The sequence below is a fragment of the Cytobacillus sp. Bac17 genome, from assembly GCF_024519925.1.
Classification (GTDB): Bacteria; Bacillota; Bacilli; order Bacillales; family Cytobacillaceae; genus Cytobacillus; species Cytobacillus pseudoceanisediminis.
Window position 1 is genome coordinate 80272 of sequence record NZ_JALJRC010000002.1, and the last position, 24237, is coordinate 104508.

Genomic DNA, 24237 nt, shown 5'->3' on the forward strand with positions numbered 1-24237 from the left:
ATTTCAGGCAACCCCCAATCTTTGCAGTGCGTTTTCTTCTGTCGGTTCTAAACGGATAATCTTAAATAAACCCGACATATCAAATAGTCTCTGCACCGCTGGAGAAATCGCACAAACAACCATTTCACCATGCTTTTGTTTGATTTGTTTGTATCTGCCCAAAATAACTCCCAACCCTGAACTATCCATAAAAGAAAGCTGCTCAAGGTTTAAAATAATGTGATGGATGTCATGCTCTTCAATCGCCCTTGTTGCCTGTTCACGCAGCTCATCTGCCGAATGGTGGTCCAGCTCCCCGCTTAAACGAATACATAAGACATCATGCTTCACTTCCAAATTAATGTTAAGACTCACTATCTTAGCCTCCTTATCTGGTACCCGTAACTGAAAAAGCCGCTAATACTCCATGCTCTTTCTCCGGATAGGATAAGCCGGAATCTCAAAAAATTCCGGTATCCGCCCTTATAGTGAGTCAATTTCGATGCATGATGTTTCATTTCCTTCCTGGAGACAAAACTAGTGCATTTTCGCTAAAAATAATTAACATAAAGATTCTTTTCGACAAAAATGAATGGTTATTTACTCAGCTTTTGAAAATAATCCCATAGATCTCTTAAACAAGGTCCACCATGATGCTTCCATACTATCTTCTTTAGCAACCAGAGGGCTTTCAACTAAGACTTTTCCATTCTTTTTCAAGGTTAGTGTCCCGATTTGATCGCCCTTTTGGACAGGTGCTTTAATATTTTTATTTAATGTAACTTTTTGTTCAATTTCCTCAATGCTTTCACCTTTTTTAGTTAATAGGGAAATCGGTTCGCTTGTCAGGGCTTCAACCATTTTCTTCTCCCCTTTGCTTACTGCAACTTTGCCAAGGACATGATTTCTTTCATACATTGGATGTGTCTTATATTGGCTAAATGCATAGTCGAGCATTTTAGTCACTTGGGCATTGCGTTCTTTGGAAGTCGGTGCGCCAAATACAACTGCTATTACCCGCATGCCATCTTTCTCGGCAGTTGCTGTCAAGCAGTATTTTGCTTCAGATGTGAAACCTGTTTTAAGCCCATCAACTCCTGGATAAAATCGCACAAGGCGATTTGTATTGACAAGCCAGAATTTTTTATCTGTGTCTTCACGAAGATAGGCTTCATAGGTTCCAGTAAAATCTGTTATCTTTTCATATTTAAGGAGCTCTTTTGCCATTATTGCCATATCATGTGCAGTACTGTAATGTTCTTTAGCTGACAGGCCTGTAGGGTTTTGGAAATTAGTGTTCTTAAGGCCTAATTCCTTTGCCTTATTATTCATCATTTCAACGAAAGCTTCTTCTGAACCAGCAATTCTCTCAGCCATTGCAACGGACGCATCATTTCCTGAACCAATAGCGATTCCCTGCAGCATTTGCTTTGTGGTCATTTCTTCACCTGGCTCAAGGAAAATTTGCGAGCCGCCCATTGATGCCGCATACTCGCTTGTCCGGATTTTCTCATCCCATGACAGCTTTCCTTCATCTATAGCTTCCATGATTAGAAGCATTGTCATTACTTTAGTCATACTCGCAGGCGGCAGCTGTTCACCGCTATTTTTTTCATACAATATCGATCCGGTATCACGTTCGATAAGAATTGCGGATTTCACATTATCCGCTAAATCTGCACTGCTTTCTCTTGCAAATCCTGAAGGAACAAAGATTGTTGCCATTAATAATGTTATTAACATCAATGAGACGAGTCGTTTCATCACACAATACCTCCATTCTTTATAGCCTCCATTTTTTCCATTCAAAGAAAATTTATACAGTTCTGGCTGACTAAAAAGAAAATAAGAGAAACAGCACCACAGCAAAAAGCCGCCAGACATGAAGTCCTGGCGGCTTTTTGCTGCTATATTATTCAGTTATTTCTTCATGAATCAATACTGGAGCCGGTACTTTTTCAGTCGACATAGCAATGTTTTCATAAAGCATATTTCTTACTTCTTCTACATTTTCGAAGTTGCTGTAGATGGTTACGAGAGATTCGCCCTTCTGTACCTGGTCGCCGATTTTCTTTCTTAACATAAGGCCGACAGCAAGGTCGATTTCGGATTCCTTGGTTGCTCTTCCTGCTCCTAAAAGCATGGCTGCTGTTCCGATTTCATCTGCTGCAATCTCAGAAACATAGCCATCCTGCTTTGCTTCTAATTCAAATGTATATTTTGCCTGAGGCAATTTTTGCGGATCATCAACAACGGAAGCATCTCCGCCCTGAGAGCTTAAGAATACTTTGAATGTGTCTAAAGCGGAACCGTCTTTAATAACATTTTCAAGCTTCTCACGCGCTTCCTTCAATGAATTCGCTTTTTTCGCCAAGAAAACCATATGGCTGCCCAAGGTCAGGCAAAGTTCTGTCAAATCTTCAGGACCTTCGCCTTTTAATGTATCGATCGCTTCTTTTACTTCAAGGGCATTTCCAATTGCATAGCCCAGCGGCTGGCTCATATCGGAGATAACTGCCATTGTGTTTCTGCCAACATTATTTCCGATTCGAACCATCGCTTTCGCTAATTCACGTGAATCATCAAGTGTCTTCATAAATGCGCCAGCGCCTGTTTTAACATCAAGGACAATGGCGTCAGCACCTGCAGCGATTTTTTTGCTCATAATCGAACTTGCAATTAGAGGAATGCTGTCGACTGTAGCTGTAACATCGCGCAGTGCATACAACTTTTTGTCAGCTGGTGTTAAGTTTCCGCTCTGTCCAATTACTGCAATTTTATTTTGATTAACAAGCTTTATAAATTCATCATTTTCAATTTCCACATGGAAACCTACTACAGACTCAAGTTTGTCGATTGTTCCGCCTGTATGTCCGAGTCCCCTGCCTGACATCTTCGCAACCGGAACACCCACTGCCGCTACAAGCGGCCCCAGGACCAGTGTTGTTGTATCGCCAACACCGCCAGTTGAATGTTTATCTACTTTAATGCCTTCTATTTTCGATAAGTCGATTTGATCACCGGATTCTACCATCGCCATAGTCAAGTCGGCTCTTTCGCTCTCTGTCATTCCCTGGAAAAAGATAGCCATTGTTAAAGCACTTACCTGATAATCCGGGATTGATCCGTCTGTATATCCTTTAATGACAAACTGAATTTCTTCTGTTGTTAACTCAAGTCCATCCCTTTTCTTTTCAATAAGATCCACCATTCTCATCATCAAACACCACTGCTTTCATTTATTCTTTTCTTATGGCTCTAATCTAATCGGATTGTTGTTTTTGTTCAATAAGCAGCCCGTTGATTTCAGCACGGGACACTTGCTTCCCGCAGGGAGGAACGAGAGCCTCCTCTGAGCAGGAGTCAAGTGCCCTCCGCTCCAACCAACTTAGTAATTAAACTAAGTTAGCCGCATAGCCTCAGAATCAACATGCCTTAAAAAATCTTATACACCAAGTTCCTTAACAATTGCTTTCACATAACGAAGGAAATCGGCTTTGACTTTCTCAGTTGTTTCGATTACTTCTTCGTGGTTCAGCGGCTGATCCAGGATACCTGCAGCCATATTTGAGATACAGGAGATTCCAAGAACATTCATTCCTGAATGCTGTGCCACAATGACTTCTGGAACAGTTGACATGCCGACTGCATCTCCGCCCATTGTTCTCAGCATGCGAATTTCTGCAGGTGTTTCATAAGTTGGCCCTGTATTGCCGACATAAACTCCTTCCTGAATCTTCAGGTCTAGCTTATCGGCTATATCTCTGGCAAGCTTTCTCAATTCTTTGGAATATGCTTCTGACATATCCGGAAAACGCGGACCCATGCGGGAATCATTGGGACCAATAAGCGGATTGCTGCCCATATTGTTGATATGGTCTGAAATAAGCATGAGATCACCAGGTGAATAGGCTTCATTCACTCCGCCTGCTGCATTCGTAACAATAAGCTTCTCAACACCCATTTCGTTCATAACTCTTACCGGAAAGGTTACTTTATCAAATGAGTATCCTTCGTAATAATGGAAACGGCCTTGCATAGCAACCACTTCAATGCCGTTCAAACGTCCGAATACCAGTTGTCCTGCATGGCCCTCTACTGTTGATACAGGAAAATCAGGGATTTCGTTATAAGGGATTTTAACCGGTTCTTCAATTTCGTCTGCCAGCACTCCAAGTCCTGACCCTAATATCAGCCCAATCTTTGGCTGTCCAGTATACTTATTTTTAAGAAATTCAGCCGCATTTTGAATTTTGCTATAATTCATCGTCATTCTCCTCATCTGCTTTTTTTATTCGTTATTTCAATTGATTTAAAAAGCTTTTGCCAAAAGCCGGCATCTTTACATTAAAGTTATCAGCAATTGTTGCTCCAATATCTGCAAAGGTTTCGCTAATTGGAAGCTCTTGCCCTTCCTCCATGTCTTTTGAGTAAACAAGAAGAGGAACATATTCACGTGTATGATCTGTGCCATGGTGGACCGGGTCATTACCATGGTCCGCAGTGATCATTAATAGGTCGCCGTCCTGCATTTTTTCAAATACTTCAGGCAGGCGCTCATCAAATTCTTCAAGTGCTTTTCCATAGCCTACCGGATCACGTCTATGCCCAAATAATGCATCAAAGTCAACAAGATTCAAAAAGCTCAGGCCCGTAAACTCTTTTTCAAATGTTTCAATCAGCTTATCCATTCCGTCCATATTTGAAGTTGTACGAATGGCTTCCGTTACCCCTTCGCCATCAAAAATGTCGGAAATTTTGCCGATTGCCAATACATCGAGGCCAATGTCTGCCATTTCGTTCATTACCGTGCGGTCAAAAGGCTTTAACGCATAATCATGTCTATTGGATGTTCTTTGGAAATTTCCCGGCTCGCCAATGAATGGTCTGGCAATCACTCTGCCGACCATATATTTTTCATCCAGCGTCAGTTCGCGTGCAATCTTACAGATTTCATACTGTTCTTCGATTGGTATTATATCTTCATGTGCCGCGATCTGCAGTACTGAATCGGCTGATGTATAAACAATCAAAGCGCCGGTTTTCATATGCTCTTCCCCGAGTTCAACTAGAATTTCCGTTCCGCTCGCCGGTTTATTGCCGATTATTTTTCTCCCGGTACGGGCTTCAAGTTCAGAAATCAATTCCTGCGGGAACCCGTCTGGAAATACCCGAAAGGGGGTTTGGATATTCAAGCCCATGATCTCCCAATGTCCAGTCATTGTGTCTTTTCCGTTAGATGCTTCCTGCATTTTAGTGTAAAATGCCATTGGCTTCTCTGCTTTTTCGATTCCTTTGATTTCACTGATATTACTAAGCCCGAGTTTGCCCATATTCGGCATCTTCAGGCCATTCATTTTTTCTGCAATGTGGCCAATCGTATCAGCGCCTTTATCACCGAACTTATCGGCATCAGGCGCTTCTCCAATTCCTACTGAGTCCATTACGATTAAAAAAACGCGCTTATATGTATATGCAGACATATGTAAACCTCCTAATTATTTGAATACGGTTACAAAAATCATATTCGTATAGTACCCTTTTTAGGTTTATTTAACACTGATTCTCTTGCTGAAAGAAAAGCGGAACGCCTTGTCTGCCCACACACCTCAAGGAGGCAGGCGATGGACCTGGACAGTAAAAAAGGTAATTCTTTCAGTTAAATAAATATATAGATAGCCCTTTCATTCGTCAGAAGTCTGACATCTATATTTTACATAATAAACAGGTAAAAAGACAAGAAAAAGCTGCCTATTTTTCATGGCAGCTTTATGACATTTATATTTACTTAGTTAATTAATGGTTTAAGCACGGGGATGATATTGGCTGTACACATCTTTAAGGCGAGTTTTGGTTACATGCGTATAAATTTGCGTGGTGGAAATATCGGCATGTCCAAGCATTTCCTGGACTGCCCGCAAATCCGCACCATTTTCAAGCAGATGAGTAGCAAATGAATGCCTCAGCGTATGCGGAGTAAGTTCCTTCTCGATCCCTGCCTCCTGAGCCAGCCGCTTCAATATTTTCCAAAATCCCTGTCTTGAAAGACGTTTGCCGTGATGATTTAAAAATAACGCTTCATCTTTATGCTTTTTTGGAGCAAACTTTCCTCTTCCTTCATTTAAATATTTTTCCAGCGCTTCTGAGGCTGTTTTGCCAATAGGCACAATCCGCTCCTTGTTTCCTTTGCCTATACATCTTACAAAGCCCATCGTTAAATGGACATCACCTATGTTCAGGCCAATCAGCTCACTTACGCGAATGCCTGTAGCATATAAAAGTTCAAGCATGGCTTTATCGCGCAAACCAAAGTGATCCTTTATCTCTGGAAAATCCAATAAAGTTTCCACTTCCAGCATATTTAATACTTTTGGAAGCGAACGTTCCATTTGCGGTGTTTCTATATGGACCGAAGGGTCATGGCCAACTGCTTTTTCGCGGAGCAGAAATTGGTGAAAGGCCCTTATGGAGGCTATATGCCGGGCCAAGGTTTTTGAGGATTTGCCCTGTTTTTTTAAAAAGCCGAGAAATTGGACAATCTGTGTCCGCTGCACACTCTCAAGGCTTGGAATCTTCTCTTCAGACTTGAGATATTTCAGATAACTTTTCAAATCTCTTTCATAAGATACAATTGTATTTTTGGCCAAGCCTTTTTCTACAAGTAAATAATGAATAAAGTCCCTTAACTGATCATCCATATGATTGCATTACTCCCCATTTAAATAGAAAAGAATTAACCGGTCCAGCAAGCTCCTATCTTCATCTGTACCGCTCGCCGACACCTTAACAGCCGCTCCCTGTGGTTCGTCATAGCGGTGATAATCCTGGTATTCTTCGTTTAACCACATAATACCATAATAAAAAAGGATTGTGCATCCAGTAAAAATGACAAACACTTTAATGGTCTGAAAAGCCATACTCAGCCAGGATTTCATTGTTTGGTCCTCCATCACTTTTAATAAGCAAAGATTCAAATGCTTTCTATTATTAAAAGGTATGCCATTTTGGACAAGAATTATACCTGAATCTGCATAATTGGCGTTTCTTCAGGGCACTCTTCCTTTTTGTTTGTTATTGGGGATTTACTTTTATAACCAGGCTCTTATGGATTGTTGTTTTTCTGAAAGAAGCCCGTTGATTTCAGCACGGGGCACTCCAGCTTTCCCGCGGGGAGGAATGAGAGCCTCCTCGGCTTCGCGTCTCTCCCTTCCCTCTCCTCCCGCAGAACATTGAATAAACCTCCTTGAATGAACACCGCACGAAGGAAATGCGATAGCATTTTCGAGGATCAAGTGCCCTCCGCTCCAATCAACTTTGCGGTAAAAAATATTTTTATCCATTCGAAAACAGCAAACTTTGTGAAAATAGATCAAAATAAAAAGCCCATTCTAATGTAAGAATAAGCTTTGTCAATAAATATTAGTTTTCTTCTGTTTCGGTTTCGTTGTCTGTCTGTTTATCCTGGCAGCGGTAGCAGATGCCATGAAACGTAAGGCGGTGATCCTTTATTTTAAAGTTCCAGCGGCGTTCAACCACTTCCTCTACGTCTTCAAGCAAATCTTCCTGAATTTCATCAACAGCTCCGCACTCAATACAGACTAAATGGTGGTGAAAATGGGCTGCCCCTTCCTGACGCAGGTCATAACGGGAAACTCCATCACCAAAGTTAATTTTATCGACAATTTTTAGTTCAGTCAGCAATTCAAGTGTTCTATATACAGTTGCCAAGCCTATCTCAGGCGATTTCTCTTTTACTAGGAGGTAGACATCTTCCGCACTTAAATGATCCTCTTCGTGTTCTAACAGGACGCGAACTGTTGCCTCTCGCTGTGGTGTTAGTTTATAGCTGGATGAATGCAACTGTTTTTTTATTCTTTCAATTCTGCTTTCCATACCGAAAGTCCCTCCCTCGCCACTAACATTCTCATTATAACAGAAATGAGATCACATTCAAAATAAAATAATTATAAATAACAGATAAAAATTACTTTCATATAATAATTATTATAATATGATTCAAAACATATTTAAACCTCTTTATATGTACCCTATCTTCTTTGTTTCTATCCCTTTTCCTGCACAAACAAAAGACAGAGCTGGTAGCTCTGCCATTACATTCATTCATATGTTAGGATTGGATTGAGTTGACAACAGACTTCATTAAGACAGGCGAGATAAACGCCTCCACTCCGGCTGCAGCAATTAGAAACAGAATGGCTACTGCAAAAGCAACCATATACCTTCCAAAAAGAGGCATCATGGGCTGACCGACTTTTTTCATAAATTGTCTTCTTATCATTTTTAAAGAGAAAGAAACAGCCAGTGCTGCAGCGAGAATAAATATAGGTATAATGATCAGATTCTGGGGAAGGACCGATACAAAGGAAAGCAAAAACCCTTCCCATCCCATTTGGTTAACGAGAAAACCAACTGTAAAGCCAACCACCATCCCTTTCATAAATAGAAGAATCAGAATGACAGGCAGTCCAATTATGGAGATTCCCAAAATCCACATCATTCCTATAAATTTTGTATTATGAAAAAAGCTCTGTTTGAATAATTCATCTGCTGCTGCAACATGTCCATCTGATACCTGGCCAAAAAACTGCGACAGATAATAAAATAAATCTTCCTTTTGTGTAAAGCTTAAGCTATTCACAACGATAGCCCCAAAAATGACACCCATCAGGAATAATACAACAACAAATAAATAGATTGAGGAATGTTCGCGAAAGTGGGCTGCTGCAGCGTTCTGGTACATTTTTTTCTTCATTGCTCTTCCTCCTAAAACAAAACAGATTGGATATTAAATTCTATGCCTGTCCCAGATTTGTATGACAAAGAATTGGTTACTCCCCAATGGAAAAAAAGTCTTGAATACTTCAGTTATTTCCGCTATAATTTTCAAAATTATTTAAATTGTCATAGAGGGGAATGAGAAAATGGATTCGATTTTAAATGAGTTTCCAGAGAGGATTGAAACCGAAAGGCTATATATGAGACCTGCCTTGCCCGGAGATGGGAAAACAGTGCATGAAGCTATATTAGTTTCAGCTGCTGAGCTAAGAAAATGGCTTCCTTTTGCACAGAATGAACAATCAGTGGAAGAAACTGAAGCTGGCATCCGCAAATCTTATGCCAAGTTTATCCTTAGGGAAGATTTCCGTATCCATATTTATAGGAAAGAAGACGATGTCTTTATTGGCTCCACTGGCCTGCATCGTATTGATTGGGATGTCCGCAAATTCGAAATAGGTTATTGGGGAGATTCGAGGTTTCAGAAAAAAGGATATATTACTGAAGCTGCCGAAGGTTTGACGAAATTTGCCTTTGAGCATTTTCAAGCGAACAGAGTGGAAATTAGATGTGATCCGAAAAACATAAACAGCCGAAGGATTCCCGAAAGGCTGGGATACACGCTTGAAGGGGTACTAATCAATGACAGTCTGAGCGCAGATGGAAAAGAGCTTAGGGATACATGCATTTATGCTAAAGTATCTAAAAAACATAGAGCCTGATGGGCTCTATGTTTTTTAGATATCCATAATTTTGCCGTACTTGCCCCCGCCCCCTGCCTTGAGGTTTAATGTTCCTCCTCGGGCTTTCTCAATAAGCCTGGCTGTTTTCTCAGGGATTACTTTGCTTATTTCTGATAAAGGAACATCGTGAAGAATGGCCATTTCAGTGCCGAAATGATTCAGCAGCTTCTCCAGCATTTTCGGGCCTAACCCTGGAATGAACTCAAGCGGTACTTGATGAATATAGGGAGGCCGTTCAACGAGCAATTCTCCAGATGATTTTAGTTCAGAGATCCGGTCAGCCACGCCTTTGATAAATTTGTGGTTACCGCAATTTCTGCATATGCCCTTTGCTCCATCAAATGGGGCAAAACATTCAGAGCAAACAGTCTGATGGTATTTTCCAAGCAGCGGATCGAGCCCGAAATTGGCTTTCACCTTGCATTTTTCTTTTTCAGCCAAAGCCTTTTTCAGGCCAGCAAATGTTGGTGACTCCATTTCAAGGATTTGATATTCTCTTGCAATTTTTTTTAGTGAATGGGCATCTGAGTTGGTTAAAAAGGTATATCTGTGTAGTTCAGCTATTTGGTCAGCCATCATAGTATCTGCACTGAGCCCCAGCTCTATTGCATCAATTAAGCCAGGATCAAACACTTCTGACAGCGACCGCTCCACCCCTTTCCCGAATAAACTTTTAAATGGGGTAAAAACATGGGCAGGTATAAAAAGCCCATCCAGTTCCTTCACTTTTTTCTGAAGAATTCTGCCTGAGGCATAAATTCTCTGTGAGCTTAATGTTATATTCTTTAAATGTCCCGATAGCCAGGCTGAGAAAACCTTCATAGCTGAAAGGGTCGGAAAGAAGCAAAGAACATGAATGGGGCCTTTACAGAATTCATCATATATTTCAAGCTCTGAGCCAGGTATAATCGTTAAATCTCCATACTGAAGTCCCCCGTCGCTATGTTCAGTTACCAGTCCTTTTTGAGCCAAATCCTCGATTTCAAGAATGACTTCAGGAGAATGACAATCAATAATGCCGATGATATCAAGCCCTTTTTCATTTCGGGCATGCCTGATGATATTTGTGAAGGTTAAGGATTTAGCGCCTGTTATTTTAACCGGCTTTCCCGTAAACGTACGTCCAATATGGATATGGAGATCAGTAAAAAAGCGCTTCATGCTATTTTTTCTGCGCCTCTTGCAGCTGCAGATATTGGATAGCATAGGCGGTTTTCGCATCATAAATCCTTTGCTGCTTCAGCAGGGAAATTGCTTCATCAAGCGTTACTTCCATAAGATTCACAAATTCATCCTCATCAGGCGAAGCGGCATTTTCTTTTTTCATAAGACCCTTTGCTATATATAAATGTACCAGCTCATCGGCAAATCCAGGAGAAGTGTAGAATGAGATCAGCCATTCCATTTCCGTGCAGCCGTACCCCGTTTCTTCTTCAAGTTCCCTTTCTGCACAAACTCTGGGCTCTTCTCCTGCTTCAAGCTTTCCGGCAGGGATTTCAGCAATAATCTTATCCAGCGCTTTTCTATATTGTTCGACCATCACTATTTTATTATCTTCTGTTACAGCCAATACAGCTACTGCCCCGGGATGTTTGATAATTTCCCGCTTCGATGTTTTGCCATTCGGCAATTCAACATCTTCCACCTGCAGAGTAATGACTTTACCAGTGAAGATTTTTTCCGTATTAATCGTTCTTTCTTCTAGGCGGCTCATTGTTTTTAAGTCACTCCTGTTCTATTCCGATAATGATTGCTCATACATTTTATCATACTTGATGAGGGGGAGTATGGCATGAAGGTGTATGTCCACAAAAGGGGAATTATTCTGACCGGAAAAGCCTGGGAAGTCCGTGAGAAATTAAAACAATACAGCAGGCAGTACGTTCTTGTAAAAGACTGGGTTGAATCTCAGAACAATATAAAATAATGATAAGCCTCTAAATTTGAGTATGCCTCATTTGTTTATGTACAATTATAGAAAACACTCAAATGAGGTGGGTAATTGAAAAAGAGAAGACTTGGAAACTCAGACTTGTACGTAAGCGAGCTTGGGCTGGGCTGCATGTCAATTGGCACCAACCCTTCCCAGGCTCAGGAGATTATTGAAGCTGCCCTTGAGGAAGGAATCAATTATTTTGATACAGCTGACTTATATGACTTTGGCGAAAATGAAAAGCTTGTCGGACAATCCTTAAAGAGTGTCCGGGAACAGGTTATCATTGCTACCAAAGCCGGCAACCGCTGGAATAATAATAAAGATGGCTGGAGCTGGGATCCCTCAAAAAGCCACATCAAAGAAGCTGTAAAGGACAGTTTAAAAAGGCTGGGCACAGACTATATTGATTTATATCAGCTTCATGGAGGCACAATTGAAGATCCTATTGATGAAACCATTGAAGCATTTGAGGAACTGAAGGAAGAAGGATACATCCGGCAATATGGCATATCCTCCATCCGTCCAAATGTGATCCGTGAATATGCTTCAAAGTCCTCCATCATTTCAGTCATGATGCAATACAGCATTCTAGATCGGCGACCGGAAGAAGAAGCTTTACCGCTTCTAAATCAAAAAGGCATCAGCGCGGTTACAAGAGGTCCGCTCGCTAAAGGTCTGCTCAGCGACAAAATGCTGGATAAGGCAACGGAGTCAGTTAAAAAGAAAGGCTATTTGGATTACAGCTATGCTGAATTGGAAGAAACACTTACCAGCATCAGGGGAAAAATTCCAGATGAGCGCTCCATGACTGAGATAGCATTTCAGTATAATCTTGCGGATCCCGCTGTCGCTTCCGTGACGGCAGGTGCCAGCAAGGCAGAGCAAGTAAGAGCAAATGCAAGAGCAGTAAGAGCTAATCCCCTGAATAAAGACGAATTGACTATTATTCAATCCATTGCCAAGCTAAACAAATATGAGCAGCATCGATAATAATAGCTTGTAATAATGAGAAAAGAAGGGGCTGATGGAAAGTCAGCCCCTTCTTTTTTTGAAAGATAAGAATATGTAATTTCTGAAGTTAGATACCTGTCCAGCTCAGGCACCATCGGCTCTCGGGCCTAAGCTGCTAAGCGTGCGCCTTCCGCTTTTCTTATTATTTGAACTCTTTCCAGTTAAGATCGCTTTCTCCAAGCAGTTCTTCAAAACTTTTATTTTTTTCGCGCAGTCTTCTTTCCTCTCTTTTTTTGCGCTCATCTTCTTCCTTCTGTTTATCTTCGGCAGCTTTTAATTCCTGCTTTTTCCCTTTTAATTGCTCCATTAAGTCCTGGTTTAGCATATCGCCAAGCGTGACTGGCTTATCGTCTTTTTTAGGCTGGGAATGGTGTTTTTTCTTTTTCATATAATCCCCTCATCAACTAATTTTGCCATTTATTATATCATATTTTTCTATTCATGAAGGAACAGGCTGCATGGCTATTACGACAAATACTCCAGGAACTCAATTCTGTTTCCGAATGGATCATCAACAAAGAATCGCTTCCTTCCTTCTATTGGCGGTTCTTCCTTTATAGCTATCTTCTGCTCTTGGAGACTGCTTCTCAAGTCTTCGAGGTTTTCTACAATAAATCCAGGGTGGGCTTTTTTGGCCGGCAGGAAGCCTTCCTGCACCCCGATATGGATTTCCTGATCTCCGCATATAAACCAGCAGCCGCCGCGCTTCTGAAGATTTTCAGGCTTGGGAATTTCCTTCAGTCCAAGCTGCTCACCGTAAAATTTCCTCGCTGCATCCTCGCAGCCTTTTGGAGCTGCCAGCTGGATATGATCGATTCCTTTAAATGAAAAACTCATTTTTTCTCCTCTTTTCTTTCAACCTCTTATTAAGAGGCCTATTTCTATTTCTCATTAGTTGTTTGCACTTTTGAATGCTGCCCGTTGATTTCCGCTGCAGGCACTCAAGCTTTCCCGCGGAGAGGAACGAGAGCCTCCTCCCGCAGGACATTGAGTTATGTGCAAATATAAACACTGAAATTTATTAAAAACAATTCAAAAATAATGAAAAGCACAGCATGCAGCTGTACTTTTCAAAAGAAATTAATAAGCTTCTGTTACAACGTTTTCATCAATTTGCAATTCAGGTTCTGTTGAATTGATTATGTCCTCGATTGTGAAGCCTTTAGCGACTTCAACAAGCTTCAAACCAGAATCAGTGACATCGATGACTGCCCGCTCAGTTATAATGCGGTCAACAACGTTTTTTCCTGTTAAAGGCAGGCTGCATTCTTTAAGGATTTTCGAATCTCCATTTTTATTGGTGTGGTCCATGATGACGATGATTTTATTGGCGCCATGAACCAGATCCATTGCACCGCCCATTCCCTTGATCATTTTCCCGGGAATCATCCAGTTTGCCAGATCCCCTTTTTCAGAAACCTCCATGCCGCCGAGAATGGCAATATTCACATGGCCTCCCCTGATCATCGCAAAAGATTCAGCACTATCAAAATAGGAGGCCCCCGAAATTGCGGTAACTGTTTCTTTTCCTGCATTAATTAAATCCGGATCAACTTCGCTTTCGGCAGGGTATGGTCCAATTCCCAGTAATCCATTTTCAGATTGAAGGACTACTTCTTTATTATCAGAAATATAGTTTGCAACCAATGTCGGCATGCCGATTCCCAAATTAACGTAAAAGCCATTTTCAATTTCTTTCTCAGCACGTCTGGCAATTTTCTCGCGGACTGCTGCTTTATCGTTACTCATGAGTCCCTCTCCTTCCGTCCGTATCTATTTCTTCACAGTCAGTCTTTCAATGCGCTTTTCCTGTTTTCCCTCAATCAGCGACTGGACATAGATGCTCGGCGTATGAATATAGTTAGGATCCAATTCACCAATTTCATAAAGTGTCTCCACTTCTGCAATTGTCACTTTGCCTGCTGCTGCAATCATCGGATTGAAGTTCCGGGCAGTTTTGTGATATACAAGATTGCCCATTTTATCGCCCTTCCATGCTCTTACAAGGCTGAAGTCTGCTTTCAGTGCCTCTTCAAGGAGATATTCCTTGCCGTCAAAAACCTTGGTTTCTTTCCCCTCTGCAATCGGTGTGCCTACTCCTGCCGGCGTATAAAAAGCAGGAATGCCGGCACCGCCTGCACGAATTTTTTCCGCCAGCGTTCCTTGAGGCAGCAGCTCTACTTCAATTTCGCCTGAAAGAACCTGTCTCTCAAACTCTTTGTTTTCGCCGACATAAGAACCGACCATTTTCTTAATCTGTTTATTTTTTAATAGCAGCCCAAGCCCCCAATCATCAACACCGCAGTTATTTGAAATGACAGTAAGGTCCTTGACCCCTTTATCAACTAAAGCAAGAATAAGGTTTTCAGGGATTCCGCACAGACCGAAGCCGCCAACCATAAGGACAGCGCCATCATGAATTTCCTGAACTGCTTCACTGAAGGAAGTACAAATTTTCTTCACTTCAATCACTCCTTTCATTGAAATACTCAATTTTTTTGCTTTTCATTTATTTTCGATATTCCTATGCAAGCTCCACCACCGTGGCTACCCCCTGGCCACCGCCGATGCATAGAGTTGCAAGGCCTTTTTTCGCCTGTCTTTTTTGCATCTCATGAATAAGAGTTACAAGAATTCTTGCACCGCTTGCGCCGATTGGATGTCCGAGCGCAATTGCCCCGCCATTTACATTCAGAATCTCCTTGTTAAAACGAAGCTCCCTGTCAACTGCGAGCGACTGGGCTGCAAATGCTTCGTTTGCTTCAATAAGCTCCAATTCATCCATGGAAACAGAAGCCTTTTCAAGAGCTTTTTTTACCGCAGCAACAGGGCCAATGCCCATGATGCTTGGATCCACACCTGCACTTGCATTTCCTTTAATCGTTACTAATGGCTTAAGTCCAAGTGCATCTGCTTTCTTTTTGCTCATAACAAGCAATACCGCAGCACCGTCATTAATCCCGGAAGCATTACCGGCTGTTACGCTGCCGTCTTTCTTAAACGCCGGGCGCAGGCCTGCGAGCTTTTCAGCATTCGTCCCTTTTTTTGGATACTCGTCTGTATTAAAAACAATCGGATCCCCTTTTCGCTGAGGAATTTCCACAGGAACGATTTCATCATTGAATTTTCCTTCTTCAATTGCCTTTGCCGCCTTTTCCTGGCTGGCTGCTGCGAATTCGTCCTGTTCTTCCCGGCTCAGCTCGTATTTAGAGCAGAGATTCTCAGCAGTAACTCCCATATGGTAATCATTAAATGCACACCAGAGCCCGTCTGATATCATCGAATCTATAAGCTTTTGATCTCCCATTTTAAAGCCATTTCTTGCATTTTTCAGTATGTAAGGAGCCTGACTCATATTCTCCATGCCGCCAGCAATCACCGCTTCTGCATCACCGGCTAAAATGGCCTGTGCAGCTAAATGAACTGCTTTCAGCCCGGAACCGCAGACCTTATTAATCGTCATCGCGGAAACGCTTTCAGGAAGGCCCGCTTTAAGAGCTGCCTGCCTTGCCGGATTCTGTCCCAGACCTGCCTGCAGGACATTCCCCAGGATTACTTCATCTATCTGATCTGGGGTTACACCTGCTTTTTCAAGTGCGCCTTTTATCGCAATCGCCCCAAGCTCTGGTGCTGATACGTCTTTAAGGCTTCCATTAAAACTGCCGATTGCTGTCCGGACAGCGCTGACTATTACGACTTCTGTTTGTGCCATCTCTCTCATCCTTTCAAAACATCTCTCTGCTTGTATTCGTGCCAAGATCTCAAAATTCCTTTTATTTTGTCAAAATTTTTATTATTCTTGCAATCAAAAATGCTTTCCTACTACAATAAATTCAAGGGATTTAACATTTTTAAGAAAACGCTTACCAGGCACAATCTAAAATATGTAACGGGAGAGGAAAACATGACGCTTGCAATTCCAAATAAAGTAACCATCATTGAAGTGGGCCCTCGGGATGGACTGCAAAATGAAAAGTCCTTTGTACCCACCGAAGTCAAGAAAGACTTTATTAGAAGTTTAAAAAATGCAGGATTAACAGAATTGGAGCTTACTTCATTTGTGTCTCCTAAGTGGGTTCCGCAGATGGGGGATGCAGCTGAAATTACGGCAGATTGCCTTGATGCAAATACAAGGGATATCGTGCTGGCCCCAAACCGCAAGGGCATTGAAAGGGTATATATGACTGAATGCCGGGCCGTTGCCGTTTTCGTCGGTGTAAGTAATACATTTAATAAGAAAAATATTAATAAATCCACTCAGGAAAGCATGGATGAACTAAAGCCGATTATCGGAGAACTGAAGGAGAAAGGTTACTTTGTCCGCGCCTGCATCTCTACGGCATTTCATTGTCCGTATGAAGGAGCAATCGACCCTGAAGATACAGTTGGGCTATGCCGTCAATTTGTTGACGCAGGGGCTGATGAATTAAGCGTGGCAGATACAATCGGGATGGCTGCTCCCCATGAATCGCACGGGCTTTTTTCCCGTTTAAAAGAAGAGTTTCCAACTACCCTGCTGACTGCACATTTCCATGACACAAGAAAAATGGCTCTCACTAATATTTTTGCAGCCTTACAGGCAGGTGTCGACCGCTTTGATACTTCCGCCGGAGGACTTGGCGGATGCCCATTTGCCCCGGGCGCTGCAGGCAATGCGGCAACTGAAGATGTTGTGTATATGCTAGAGCGTATGGGAATTGAAACCAATGTTAATCTTAATCAATTACTTGAAGCGGTAAAAATTGTTCAGCCTCATCTTTCCAGGCCGATTGAAAGCACCTATTTCAGGCTGAACGCTCAAACTGTTCAATAGCAGCTTCTTAAGATGAATAATACGCCCTTTCTTATAGCATCTTATTAGATGAAAGCAACTGCTAAAGCAGCTGACGAACTCAAATCAGCTGAAGCCTATTAGAAGGGGGATTATCCGATGAGCCAAAAACGCGATAAAGGATATAGCCAGAAGGGAAAGCCGAATTCCGATACAGTAAACCAGACGATTGCTGCCGAGGATTTAGAAAAGGCAATTCATCCAACTAAAAGACAAAACGCAAAGCAATAAGCCGCCGAAAAGCGGCTTTTTTCATGCCGAGATTCCTTCTGAAATTTCTGCATGTCCCGGCTCACATCTCTGTTTTAATTTTATCCGGAATGGTAAAATAAAGAAAAAAGATGGAGGGATGGGTTTGAGAAGGTTTTTACGTTATTTATTTTCCATCGTACTCTTTCTTTCATCACTCGGCGTCTATTTTACCAATAGGCTTATGTTTATGAGAAAGAAGGAAGATGACTTTATTTTAGAAAGGGAGAAGGAGTCCGGCAGACTTGATCTTATCAAGTATGAAAGCCTGCCAAAAAGAGAAGTGCTTATTCCCTCCCCATTTGGCTATAACTTAAAAGCTGTGGCTGTCGAACCGCATAAAAATAGTCGCTATATTGTTATTTCCCACGGGGTTACGGAAAATAAAATGAACTCGATTAAATATATGAACCTTTTTTTGGACCGGGGATTTAATGCGGTTATCTATGATCATCGCCGCCACGGAGAATCCGGAGGAAGAACGACAAGTTACGGACATTATGAAAAGTTTGATTTAAAAGCAATTATTGATTGGCTTAAAGCGGAAAAAGGGCCAACTATTCAGATTGGCATTCATGGCGAAAGCATGGGAGCTGCTACAATGATCCTCTATGCGGGAATGCTCGAAGACGGTGCCGACTTTTACATCGCCGATTGCCCTTTTTCAGACTTTAAAGAGCAGCTGGCTTACCGTCTGAAAGCAGAAATGAGGCTGTCTCCAAAGCTCTTTTTGCCTGTTGCCGATCTATTTCTGCGGATGCGTGAGAAATACTCCATCGCAGATGTATCGCCTATTTCTGTAATTGAAAATATAAAGAAACCCATCCTGTTCATACACAGTGAAAAAGATGATTTTATTTTGCCGACCATGTCCGAGGCTTTATACGAGAAGAAAAAAGGCCCTAAACAACTTTACCTTGCTGTCAATGGAATCCATGCCCAATCCTTCAATGAAAACAGAGAAGATTATGAAAAAGTCATCGACGAGTTTTTGGATCAGTATGTCAGCAGCAAAGATACTTTATCACAATAGAAACAGCTGGCTTCAATGTGAGCCAGCTGCTTCATATAGGATCCTCTAATTTTTCTTTTTCTTTATGATTTCCTTGCCCTCTGCCGACAGCCCTCTTGCAGTATGAAAATCTCCCATTTTAAAATAATAGCGTTTGTTTTCTTTTTTAATAATAGCCGCTTCTTCAAATTTCTCTTCCTTGCCGGCCACCTCTACTTTTTTTATATCTCCGCTCTGAATCTCGCCAAAAATAATCGGTAATCTGTTTTCTAATTTACCTTCCTTATCGTAATCATAAAAAGTATCTTTATAAACGGTCATATGTTCATTCTCATAATATTCCCAATGGTTATGGCCTTCATTTTTCCAGCCTTTTTTGTCACTGCCCTTCAAATAGGCAGCCGCCATGGCCTCGACCTCGTTTTGTCCATCATTCTGCTGCGTTAAATACAGCAGTATGACTCCATCTTTTACTTTTTCTTTATGTAAGACTTCTTTTACGTTGAATGGAATTCCATCATCAATCGCCTGGCCCATTGTTGCTGTACTGCACCCTGACAGCATCAGGAAAGCTGCTGCCAGCAAAAATAACTTCTGCTTCATTCGAATCTCCCCCCATCAGCACTCTCTCTTCACCAATAATGACAAAACATCTTTGTTATTGTTATTCTATTTAGCCTGTAACCTTTTACTAATATATTAAAACCTTATTTTCCAGAATTTTGGAAGGGTATTTTTACCTATGTAACCTATTAAAAAAGACCGCCTTCCCTCAGCGGCCGCCTGCTACATCATTATTTTGTTTTATCAATAAAGCTCATCCTAGGGTTTAAATACTGATTTGGGCTTTTTAACTGAAAGCAATTTGCTTTCACTGAAAAGTCTATTGTTAAATCGTCATCCAAAAATACTTCCTTTGATTTTTCCGCATATATGCTGCCAGCGTTCGTTTTAATTTCCCTGTCATCTTCATCCAGGTCATTAACAAGCCAGAGAGCCGTTACCCCGCTTACTACACAGCCGCAGCCATCTATATCATACTTTAGTTTTATGAATCCATCTTTGCCGGCAATCCGTTCGGACAATTTTTCAGCCGCCAATTCAGTTAATGCAATTTCCATGTTTAAAACTACCTCCCCTTTGCATATGCTGTATTTTAACACAGATAGGAATAACATGCTTCTGAAAGAGACAGTTGCTTATTCAGCCACCAAAATGTGAAAGGATGATTGGATATGTCAAAGGCGCAGATTAAAGTAATGGATAATGGATCGCTGCGTGTAACAGGTGATGTAGAGTTAATTGATATGGATGGCAATAAATTTGAAACAAAACAAACCTTCTCCCTTTGCCGCTGCGGGAGGTCCCAAAAAATCCCATTTTGTGACGGCACTCATAAAGGAACTTTCCAATCCTGTGTCCGTGCGGAGAAAGCTCTCGACGACAAGCAATAAGGGTGGAAAACGGGGACAGTCATCCCCGTTTTTTTTCATTTTTTATTCCTGCGGGTGTTGCTCTTTCATCCTGTACAATCCCCTGTAGCATTTCCCGGTCCCTGTCCGTACTGTCTTCTCCTGCCCCTGGTGCGATATTAGCCATCGGCAGCTGTTCCAGTTCTTTTCCTCTAGGCATATTTCTTACACCCCCCTGCTGTTAAGGTGCTTCCCGCGCCCAAAAACTACCCGTTTTAAATTCATCCAGTTCAGACAGCTCTATTCTTCCGTGAACCGCGCATCCGCTATAGCGTTAATGGAAATACGGTGAATCTCCCCAAATCGATCAACAATATGAAGCTTTTGGCCAAGTTCATCCCAGTAATGGATGCTCCCGATGACCAGTTCATAATTTCTGCCCCTGTAATGAGTAAGTGTAACGCTTTTTTGAAATTCCATTGCCTCCGAAAGAATTTCATTCATATATTCAAATTTCTGCTCATCCAATTCCCGCTTTTGCTCGTACGTATCTTCCTCTGCCCAGTCTCTCAAGAGCTTTACATGTTCCGGCAGCATCATAGAAGTCCATTTTATTCTGCCCCGATCGCGAATCATGAGCTGACCCCCTTTTACATCTTATGGCCGCCAACCAATGTCGCACGGTGCTTGGCGGTTCCTGCGCTTGTATAAGAGACGGCTCTTAGCAAAGCTCCTCCTCCAAACTTGGAGCGGATCCGGTCCACTGTGTAGCCGAGCTCCCTTTTTTTCCAGCCATCCAAATCGAACAGATTCAGCTGCATTTCGCTGTCATCCGTAATATTGCCGAGGGAAATGGAAATCTGACGCACTGTTTTGCCCTCATAATTCTCGTCAAAAAGCTCGAGGCAAACGCGATAAAGATCCATCGTAATATTGGTTGGCTGGTCAACTGTCCTTGAGCGGTAAAAGCCTCCTCCAAATTCATCCTGGCTGTAGCCAAGGCCAAAACTGATGGTCCTTCCGGCTTTGCGGTGGCTGCGGGCCCTTCTTGCCACTTCCTCACACATCTCAAGGACCACATGCTTAATTTCCTTTTCCTCTTTATAATCCCTCAGTAAAATCTGGCTTTTCCCAAAGCTGATCTGCCCTTCCATGATCGGTGCCCCTATTTCCGACAGATCAATACCCCATGCATGGTGATAGAGCTGATTGCCCATAATCCCAAACTTTTTTTCAAGCTTAGCCAGATCATAGCGGGCAAGCTGTCCAACTGTAAAAATCCCCATTCCATTCAATGTCTTTTCAACACGGCGGCCGATGCCCCACATTTCCCTTAAAGGGGATACATTCCACAGCTTTGCTTTCACATCTTCGTACGTCCATTCAGCAACCCCCTTTTTTTTCGCCTCAAGATCCAGGCAGAGCTTTGACATAAGCAAATTAGGCCCTATTCCTATGGCACAGGGGAGCTGAAATTCCCGTTCAATATCATCTTTTATTTTCCAGGCAATTGTCTGGGCATCACCCCAGAGATGCACTGCACCGTCTACCTTTATAAAACTTTCATCGACACTGTAGGTATGGATGGCTTCCTTGGGGACATAACGGTTAAACACCCTGGTGATTTCAGTGGAGATTCTTAAATAAGTCGCCATTTTCGGCTCCTCAATTCTAATGCGCGGATCATTTGGAACCTCAAAAAGCCGGGCCCCTGTCTTTATCCCAAACTCTTTTTTCATTCGCGGAGAGGCAGCCAGAACAACGCTGCCCTTCCGTTCCACATTCCCGGCAATTACAAGATAGCAATCAAGAGGATCCAGACCAAGCATGACAGCAGAACAGCTTGCATAAAAGCTCTTCATATCAACACACAAAATTTGATTATTCGGCATTGCGCTGTAATCAACCATGACATCGACATCCTCCTTCAGAAAAGCGCAAGGCGCCGTACCTGCTTATGCTGGCCGGCAGCTCCTGAATCCAATAAAAACAAACAAGAACATCCGTTCTATATATGTATACCCATTATATTAAGCGAATATGCGTTCGGTTTCAATGGAAATTTTACGCGTTTTTTCTTAAAACAGGTTCTTTTGCCAGGTGCCGATATTACCAGAAGCCAGTATAATCAGCTTGAGGTGCAAAAATAATGAACAAAAAACTGATATATAAAATGGTTCAAAACTGTTTAAAGCAATATAACGAGGACAGCCATTCCATTTCGTTTGAGAGCAGGGAATTTGCAGAGATATTCAATAAAGTAATAGAGGAGAAAAATAAAGAAGCAGACAGCGAGCTGCATGAAATAGTAAATGATGTGGTATACGGGTATATTACTGGTTCACCATATTTTTGAATGAAAAAGAAGCCAAAGCGATTGCTCCGGCTTCTTTTCATTTCTGATTGAATGCACGTTTTCCAATTTTTTCGAAAAGCCCTGGAAAAAGTGTATAGACGATGCTTCCCGCATTCATCCACCGAGGAAGATTAATTTCCCTGACCGGCCGGAGCATTGCATTAACTACCTTGAGCGCAACATATTCGGGCTTAAGCATAAATTTGCTGACATTTTTCACATATGTGCCTTTTTCATCGGCAATATTGAAGAAGTTTGTCTCAATCGGTCCGGGATTAACAGCAGTCACAAAGACATTGCTGTCAGCCAGCTCCATCCGAAGGCTGTTCGTATAGCCAAGAACAGCATGCTTGGTTGCGGAATAGACACTGGATTTCGGTGTGGCAATTTTGCCCGCCTGTGAGGCGATGTTGATAATATGGCCGCTCCTCTGCTTCCTCATCACCGGTAGCACCATGCTGGTGCAAGCCATTAAACCAACTACATTTACATCAAACATTCCCTTTATTTCTTCAACGTTTGCTTCATGCGCTTCCCGGAAAACGCCGAACCCGGCATTATTCACAAGAACATCTATATGATCAAACCGGGCAAGTACCTCGGAAAAAACAGCCGAGACCTCGTCAGTGTCCGAAACATCAAGTTTATGTATGTAAACATCCACTGAAAAACGCCTCAGCAAATCTGCCTGCAGTTCCTGCAATTTGTCAAAACTGCGGGCAAGAAGGACAAGGTTCGCTCCCCTCTCGGCACAAAGGACAGCCATCTGGGCCCCGATCCCTCCGGATGCACCTGTAATAATCACATTTTTATTCTTTAATCTGTCTGACAAATCAAACCACCTCTTTTGATGCGGAATACAAGAATGCTTCCTCCTCTTTATTTATATAAATCTCTCCTATTGAATGTAAATAGTCAAGCTGAGCGACCGTTTCGGAAATCGTCAGGGAAAGCTCCTTCTCATAAACTTTCGGAAAAAGGCGGCGGCACACTTCAAAAACAGTGAGCGATTCGGACTCGAGCCATGCCTTTACTTTCATTGCCCGCTCATGCTGCCGGCCAAGCCTTTCGTTTATTAACTCATTCACATTTGTAATATCCTCACCATGTCCAGAGTAAAAAAGGGATATTGGAAGCTGCTGCAGCTTTTTCAGCGACTCATTATACTGAATCTGCGGCTTTGGCCGTTCCGTATTGCCGGGAAGCGGCGGCTCCAGGATGGGATTAGGAGAAATGTGTGCAAGCAAATGGTCTCCTCCAAGAAATACACCATCTTTCTCCCTGAACAAACCTATATGGCTCTGTGCATGCCCGGGTGTCTCCATTACCGTCCAATCGTCCAGCCCTTCAGGCTGCCTGCCTTCCTCCAGTTCGCCCGTCAGAGTACGATTGCAGGAATAGCGCAGAGTCTTTTTCATCTTATTTATAAAGGAAAAATAACTTTCAGGAATCCCAAATTCATTGAACAGTTTTATGTAAAATTCATCATGAAATTTTAGAAATTGGTCCGTCCGGGACAGCCACCTTTGGTTAACCCGGTGCCCGAACACATCGAGATTATCAGGGAAAAAGTCAAGCAGCCCGGCATGATCGGGATGATGATGTGTGAGGACAACCTGTTCAAAATCACCGGGAGTTAAATTCAGCTCTTTAAGCTGGGATTTTAAGGCTTCCCATGCTTCATCCGTTTTAGGGCCGGCATCAACAAGAGTCAGCTTTTCCCCTTTCACTGCATATACATTAACGTCACCGACAGGAAAAGGTGTCGGGATAACAAGCTTTGCAATTCCATTCTTCCAATTTGCCATTTTAACAATCCCCCTAAATCACTATATTTAAATAAAATAAAGCTGTTTTTTTATATACTTCCGCAGGCCATCCAAGTCATACAGTCCATATGCCCTTTAGATAA

At 42.2% G+C, this 24237-nt stretch carries 32 protein-coding genes; 8 read left to right on the top strand and 24 right to left on the bottom strand.

Translation table 11 applies throughout. The features are described 5' to 3' along the window. Positions 1-3: 3 nt before the first annotated feature. The 10 genes from spoIIAA to spoIIM all read right to left on the bottom strand — a co-directional run bounded on the left by spoIIAA (position 4) and on the right by spoIIM (position 8752). Complete coding sequence (gene spoIIAA / locus NR125_RS04730) at positions 4-354, bottom strand: anti-sigma F factor antagonist (RefSeq protein WP_009332825.1); 351 nt, start codon at positions 352-354, stop codon at positions 4-6. Positions 355-579: 225 nt separating this feature from the next. After that, positions 580-1743, bottom strand: coding sequence for a D-alanyl-D-alanine carboxypeptidase family protein (locus tag NR125_RS04735; protein WP_009332826.1), 1164 nt, complete (start codon positions 1741-1743; stop codon positions 580-582). A gap of 148 nt (positions 1744-1891) precedes the next feature. Then, positions 1892-3196 carry a pyrimidine-nucleoside phosphorylase gene (locus NR125_RS04740; RefSeq protein ID WP_019380340.1) on the bottom strand — a complete coding sequence of 435 codons (1305 nt, stop codon included), beginning with the start codon at positions 3194-3196 and terminating at the stop codon, positions 1892-1894. Positions 3197-3424: 228 nt separating this feature from the next. Beyond that, complete coding sequence (locus NR125_RS04745; protein ID WP_019380339.1) at positions 3425-4246, bottom strand: purine-nucleoside phosphorylase; 822 nt, start codon at positions 4244-4246, stop codon at positions 3425-3427. 31 nt (positions 4247-4277) lie between these two features. Beyond that, the gene (gene deoB, locus NR125_RS04750; RefSeq protein WP_256814774.1) at positions 4278-5462 is read right to left on the bottom strand and encodes a phosphopentomutase; all 1185 of its coding nucleotides are present in this window, start codon (positions 5460-5462) and stop codon (positions 4278-4280) included. Positions 5463-5783: 321 nt separating this feature from the next. Further along, entirely contained in the window at positions 5784-6677 is an 894-nt protein-coding gene (xerD, locus tag NR125_RS04755; protein WP_256814775.1) for a site-specific tyrosine recombinase XerD, read from the bottom strand. A 9-nt stretch (positions 6678-6686) separates the two neighbouring features. After that, positions 6687-6914, bottom strand: coding sequence for a YqzK family protein (locus NR125_RS04760; protein WP_009332831.1), 228 nt, complete (start codon positions 6912-6914; stop codon positions 6687-6689). A 153-nt stretch (positions 6915-7067) separates the two neighbouring features. Continuing rightward, a complete protein-coding gene (locus NR125_RS04765; protein ID WP_256814776.1) occupies positions 7068-7319 on the bottom strand; it encodes a hypothetical protein in 252 nt (83 codons plus the stop codon). A gap of 79 nt (positions 7320-7398) precedes the next feature. After that, positions 7399-7872 carry a ferric iron uptake transcriptional regulator gene (gene fur / locus NR125_RS04770; RefSeq protein ID WP_009332832.1) on the bottom strand — a complete coding sequence of 158 codons (474 nt, stop codon included), beginning with the start codon at positions 7870-7872 and terminating at the stop codon, positions 7399-7401. A gap of 235 nt (positions 7873-8107) precedes the next feature. Continuing rightward, positions 8108-8752, bottom strand: a complete 645-nt coding sequence (gene spoIIM / locus NR125_RS04775; protein ID WP_256814777.1) for a stage II sporulation protein M — start codon at positions 8750-8752, stop codon at positions 8108-8110. Positions 8753-8921: 169 nt separating this feature from the next. On the opposite strand from spoIIM, the gene NR125_RS04780 reads away from it, so the two are divergent. Further along, positions 8922-9497 (top strand): GNAT family N-acetyltransferase, encoded by a 576-nt coding sequence (locus NR125_RS04780; RefSeq protein WP_009332834.1) that lies wholly within the window; start codon positions 8922-8924, stop codon positions 9495-9497. Positions 9498-9512: 15 nt separating this feature from the next. Here NR125_RS04780 and NR125_RS04785 read toward each other — a convergent pair whose 3' ends face one another. Beyond that, positions 9513-10679 (bottom strand): endonuclease Q family protein, encoded by a 1167-nt coding sequence (locus tag NR125_RS04785; protein WP_009332835.1) that lies wholly within the window; start codon positions 10677-10679, stop codon positions 9513-9515. Position 10680: 1 nt separating this feature from the next. Beyond that, entirely contained in the window at positions 10681-11232 is a 552-nt protein-coding gene (locus NR125_RS04790) for an NUDIX hydrolase (RefSeq protein WP_256814778.1), read from the bottom strand. A gap of 78 nt (positions 11233-11310) precedes the next feature. Between NR125_RS04790 and mciZ the strand changes: the two genes are divergently transcribed. Both mciZ and NR125_RS04800 read left to right on the top strand, forming a co-directional pair. Continuing rightward, positions 11311-11445: a Z-ring formation inhibitor MciZ gene (mciZ, locus tag NR125_RS04795; protein WP_019380336.1), complete on the top strand. Its 135-nt coding sequence runs from the start codon at positions 11311-11313 to the stop codon at positions 11443-11445. A 75-nt stretch (positions 11446-11520) separates the two neighbouring features. After that, entirely contained in the window at positions 11521-12444 is a 924-nt protein-coding gene (locus tag NR125_RS04800) for an aldo/keto reductase (protein WP_256814779.1), read from the top strand. Between the two features lie 163 nt (positions 12445-12607). On the opposite strand, the gene NR125_RS04805 is transcribed toward NR125_RS04800, so the two are convergent. The 5 genes from NR125_RS04805 to NR125_RS04825 all read right to left on the bottom strand — a co-directional run bounded on the left by NR125_RS04805 (position 12608) and on the right by NR125_RS04825 (position 16177). Further along, complete coding sequence (locus NR125_RS04805; RefSeq protein ID WP_009332838.1) at positions 12608-12853, bottom strand: YqkE family protein; 246 nt, start codon at positions 12851-12853, stop codon at positions 12608-12610. A gap of 77 nt (positions 12854-12930) precedes the next feature. Further along, positions 12931-13302 (bottom strand): VOC family protein, encoded by a 372-nt coding sequence (locus NR125_RS04810; protein ID WP_009332839.1) that lies wholly within the window; start codon positions 13300-13302, stop codon positions 12931-12933. Positions 13303-13545: 243 nt separating this feature from the next. Beyond that, on the bottom strand, positions 13546-14214 hold the full coding sequence (locus NR125_RS04815) for a CoA transferase subunit B (RefSeq protein WP_009332840.1): 669 nt from the start codon (positions 14212-14214) through the stop codon (positions 13546-13548). Positions 14215-14238: 24 nt separating this feature from the next. After that, entirely contained in the window at positions 14239-14928 is a 690-nt protein-coding gene (locus NR125_RS04820; RefSeq protein ID WP_019380334.1) for a CoA transferase subunit A, read from the bottom strand. 61 nt (positions 14929-14989) lie between these two features. Next, a complete protein-coding gene (locus tag NR125_RS04825; protein ID WP_009332842.1) occupies positions 14990-16177 on the bottom strand; it encodes an acetyl-CoA C-acetyltransferase in 1188 nt (395 codons plus the stop codon). 192 nt (positions 16178-16369) lie between these two features. Between NR125_RS04825 and NR125_RS04830 the strand changes: the two genes are divergently transcribed. The 3 genes from NR125_RS04830 to NR125_RS04840 all read left to right on the top strand — a co-directional run bounded on the left by NR125_RS04830 (position 16370) and on the right by NR125_RS04840 (position 18578). After that, on the top strand, positions 16370-17278 hold the full coding sequence (locus NR125_RS04830; protein ID WP_009332843.1) for a hydroxymethylglutaryl-CoA lyase: 909 nt from the start codon (positions 16370-16372) through the stop codon (positions 17276-17278). A gap of 117 nt (positions 17279-17395) precedes the next feature. Next, positions 17396-17527 carry a hypothetical protein gene (locus NR125_RS04835; protein ID WP_019380331.1) on the top strand — a complete coding sequence of 44 codons (132 nt, stop codon included), beginning with the start codon at positions 17396-17398 and terminating at the stop codon, positions 17525-17527. Between the two features lie 124 nt (positions 17528-17651). Then, positions 17652-18578, top strand: a complete 927-nt coding sequence (locus NR125_RS04840) for an alpha/beta hydrolase (protein WP_009332844.1) — start codon at positions 17652-17654, stop codon at positions 18576-18578. A 45-nt stretch (positions 18579-18623) separates the two neighbouring features. Here NR125_RS04840 and NR125_RS04845 read toward each other — a convergent pair whose 3' ends face one another. Beyond that, positions 18624-19160 carry a hypothetical protein gene (locus tag NR125_RS04845; RefSeq protein ID WP_009332845.1) on the bottom strand — a complete coding sequence of 179 codons (537 nt, stop codon included), beginning with the start codon at positions 19158-19160 and terminating at the stop codon, positions 18624-18626. A 191-nt stretch (positions 19161-19351) separates the two neighbouring features. Then, on the bottom strand, positions 19352-19678 hold the full coding sequence (locus tag NR125_RS04850; RefSeq protein ID WP_009332846.1) for an iron-sulfur cluster biosynthesis family protein: 327 nt from the start codon (positions 19676-19678) through the stop codon (positions 19352-19354). A 114-nt stretch (positions 19679-19792) separates the two neighbouring features. Between NR125_RS04850 and NR125_RS04855 the strand changes: the two genes are divergently transcribed. Beyond that, on the top strand, positions 19793-20011 hold the full coding sequence (locus NR125_RS04855) for a CDGSH iron-sulfur domain-containing protein (RefSeq protein WP_009332847.1): 219 nt from the start codon (positions 19793-19795) through the stop codon (positions 20009-20011). Between the two features lie 19 nt (positions 20012-20030). Here the strand turns inward: NR125_RS04855 and NR125_RS04860 are convergent, their stop codons facing one another. The 3 genes from NR125_RS04860 to NR125_RS04870 form a co-directional block, all read right to left on the bottom strand. Then, entirely contained in the window at positions 20031-20189 is a 159-nt protein-coding gene (locus tag NR125_RS04860; RefSeq protein WP_019380330.1) for a hypothetical protein, read from the bottom strand. 80 nt (positions 20190-20269) lie between these two features. Beyond that, positions 20270-20605 (bottom strand): YolD-like family protein, encoded by a 336-nt coding sequence (locus NR125_RS04865; RefSeq protein ID WP_009332849.1) that lies wholly within the window; start codon positions 20603-20605, stop codon positions 20270-20272. Between the two features lie 14 nt (positions 20606-20619). Then, positions 20620-21879, bottom strand: a complete 1260-nt coding sequence (locus NR125_RS04870) for a Y-family DNA polymerase (protein ID WP_009332850.1) — start codon at positions 21877-21879, stop codon at positions 20620-20622. Positions 21880-22118: 239 nt separating this feature from the next. Between NR125_RS04870 and NR125_RS04875 the strand changes: the two genes are divergently transcribed. Further along, positions 22119-22325, top strand: coding sequence for a YqzH family protein (locus NR125_RS04875; protein WP_009332851.1), 207 nt, complete (start codon positions 22119-22121; stop codon positions 22323-22325). A gap of 37 nt (positions 22326-22362) precedes the next feature. On the opposite strand, the gene NR125_RS04880 is transcribed toward NR125_RS04875, so the two are convergent. Together NR125_RS04880 and NR125_RS04885 are read right to left on the bottom strand one after the other, a co-directional pair. Continuing rightward, the gene (locus NR125_RS04880; protein WP_009332852.1) at positions 22363-23157 is read right to left on the bottom strand and encodes an SDR family NAD(P)-dependent oxidoreductase; all 795 of its coding nucleotides are present in this window, start codon (positions 23155-23157) and stop codon (positions 22363-22365) included. 1 nt (position 23158) lies between these two features. Next, positions 23159-24133, bottom strand: coding sequence for an MBL fold metallo-hydrolase (locus tag NR125_RS04885; protein WP_009332853.1), 975 nt, complete (start codon positions 24131-24133; stop codon positions 23159-23161). Positions 24134-24237: the final 104 nt, after the last annotated feature.

Excerpts from the sequence above, each read along its gene's own strand:
- NR125_RS04735 (WP_009332826.1), bottom strand. The coding sequence starts at position 1,743 with ATGAAACGACTCGTCTCATTGATGTTAATAACATTATTAATGGCAACA.
- NR125_RS04740 (WP_019380340.1), bottom strand. The coding sequence starts at position 3,196 with ATGAGAATGGTGGATCTTATTGAAAAGAAAAGGGATGGACTTGAGTTA.
- NR125_RS04745 (WP_019380339.1), bottom strand. The coding sequence starts at position 4,246 with ATGAATTATAGCAAAATTCAAAATGCGGCTGAATTTCTTAAAAATAAG.
- deoB (WP_256814774.1), bottom strand. The coding sequence starts at position 5,462 with ATGTCTGCATATACATATAAGCGCGTTTTTTTAATCGTAATGGACTCA.
- xerD (WP_256814775.1), bottom strand. The coding sequence starts at position 6,677 with ATGGATGATCAGTTAAGGGACTTTATTCATTATTTACTTGTAGAAAAA.
- NR125_RS04760 (WP_009332831.1), bottom strand. The coding sequence starts at position 6,914 with ATGAAATCCTGGCTGAGTATGGCTTTTCAGACCATTAAAGTGTTTGTC.
- NR125_RS04765 (WP_256814776.1), bottom strand. The coding sequence starts at position 7,319 with ATGGATAAAAATATTTTTTACCGCAAAGTTGATTGGAGCGGAGGGCAC.
- fur (WP_009332832.1), bottom strand. The coding sequence starts at position 7,872 with ATGGAAAGCAGAATTGAAAGAATAAAAAAACAGTTGCATTCATCCAGC.
- spoIIM (WP_256814777.1), bottom strand. The coding sequence starts at position 8,752 with ATGAAGAAAAAAATGTACCAGAACGCTGCAGCAGCCCACTTTCGCGAA.
- NR125_RS04780 (WP_009332834.1), top strand. The coding sequence starts at position 8,922 with ATGGATTCGATTTTAAATGAGTTTCCAGAGAGGATTGAAACCGAAAGG.
- NR125_RS04785 (WP_009332835.1), bottom strand. The coding sequence starts at position 10,679 with ATGAAGCGCTTTTTTACTGATCTCCATATCCATATTGGACGTACGTTT.
- NR125_RS04790 (WP_256814778.1), bottom strand. The coding sequence starts at position 11,232 with ATGAGCCGCCTAGAAGAAAGAACGATTAATACGGAAAAAATCTTCACT.
- mciZ (WP_019380336.1), top strand. The coding sequence starts at position 11,311 with ATGAAGGTGTATGTCCACAAAAGGGGAATTATTCTGACCGGAAAAGCC.
- NR125_RS04805 (WP_009332838.1), bottom strand. The coding sequence starts at position 12,853 with ATGAAAAAGAAAAAACACCATTCCCAGCCTAAAAAAGACGATAAGCCA.
- NR125_RS04810 (WP_009332839.1), bottom strand. The coding sequence starts at position 13,302 with ATGAGTTTTTCATTTAAAGGAATCGATCATATCCAGCTGGCAGCTCCA.
- NR125_RS04815 (WP_009332840.1), bottom strand. The coding sequence starts at position 14,214 with ATGAGTAACGATAAAGCAGCAGTCCGCGAGAAAATTGCCAGACGTGCT.
- NR125_RS04825 (WP_009332842.1), bottom strand. The coding sequence starts at position 16,177 with ATGGCACAAACAGAAGTCGTAATAGTCAGCGCTGTCCGGACAGCAATC.
- NR125_RS04830 (WP_009332843.1), top strand. The coding sequence starts at position 16,370 with ATGACGCTTGCAATTCCAAATAAAGTAACCATCATTGAAGTGGGCCCT.
- NR125_RS04835 (WP_019380331.1), top strand. The coding sequence starts at position 17,396 with ATGAGCCAAAAACGCGATAAAGGATATAGCCAGAAGGGAAAGCCGAAT.
- NR125_RS04845 (WP_009332845.1), bottom strand. The coding sequence starts at position 19,160 with ATGAAGCAGAAGTTATTTTTGCTGGCAGCAGCTTTCCTGATGCTGTCA.
- NR125_RS04850 (WP_009332846.1), bottom strand. The coding sequence starts at position 19,678 with ATGGAAATTGCATTAACTGAATTGGCGGCTGAAAAATTGTCCGAACGG.
- NR125_RS04855 (WP_009332847.1), top strand. The coding sequence starts at position 19,793 with ATGTCAAAGGCGCAGATTAAAGTAATGGATAATGGATCGCTGCGTGTA.
- NR125_RS04860 (WP_019380330.1), bottom strand. The coding sequence starts at position 20,189 with ATGCCTAGAGGAAAAGAACTGGAACAGCTGCCGATGGCTAATATCGCA.
- NR125_RS04865 (WP_009332849.1), bottom strand. The coding sequence starts at position 20,605 with ATGATTCGCGATCGGGGCAGAATAAAATGGACTTCTATGATGCTGCCG.
- NR125_RS04870 (WP_009332850.1), bottom strand. The coding sequence starts at position 21,879 with ATGGTTGATTACAGCGCAATGCCGAATAATCAAATTTTGTGTGTTGAT.
- NR125_RS04875 (WP_009332851.1), top strand. The coding sequence starts at position 22,119 with ATGAACAAAAAACTGATATATAAAATGGTTCAAAACTGTTTAAAGCAA.
- NR125_RS04885 (WP_009332853.1), bottom strand. The coding sequence starts at position 24,133 with ATGGCAAATTGGAAGAATGGAATTGCAAAGCTTGTTATCCCGACACCT.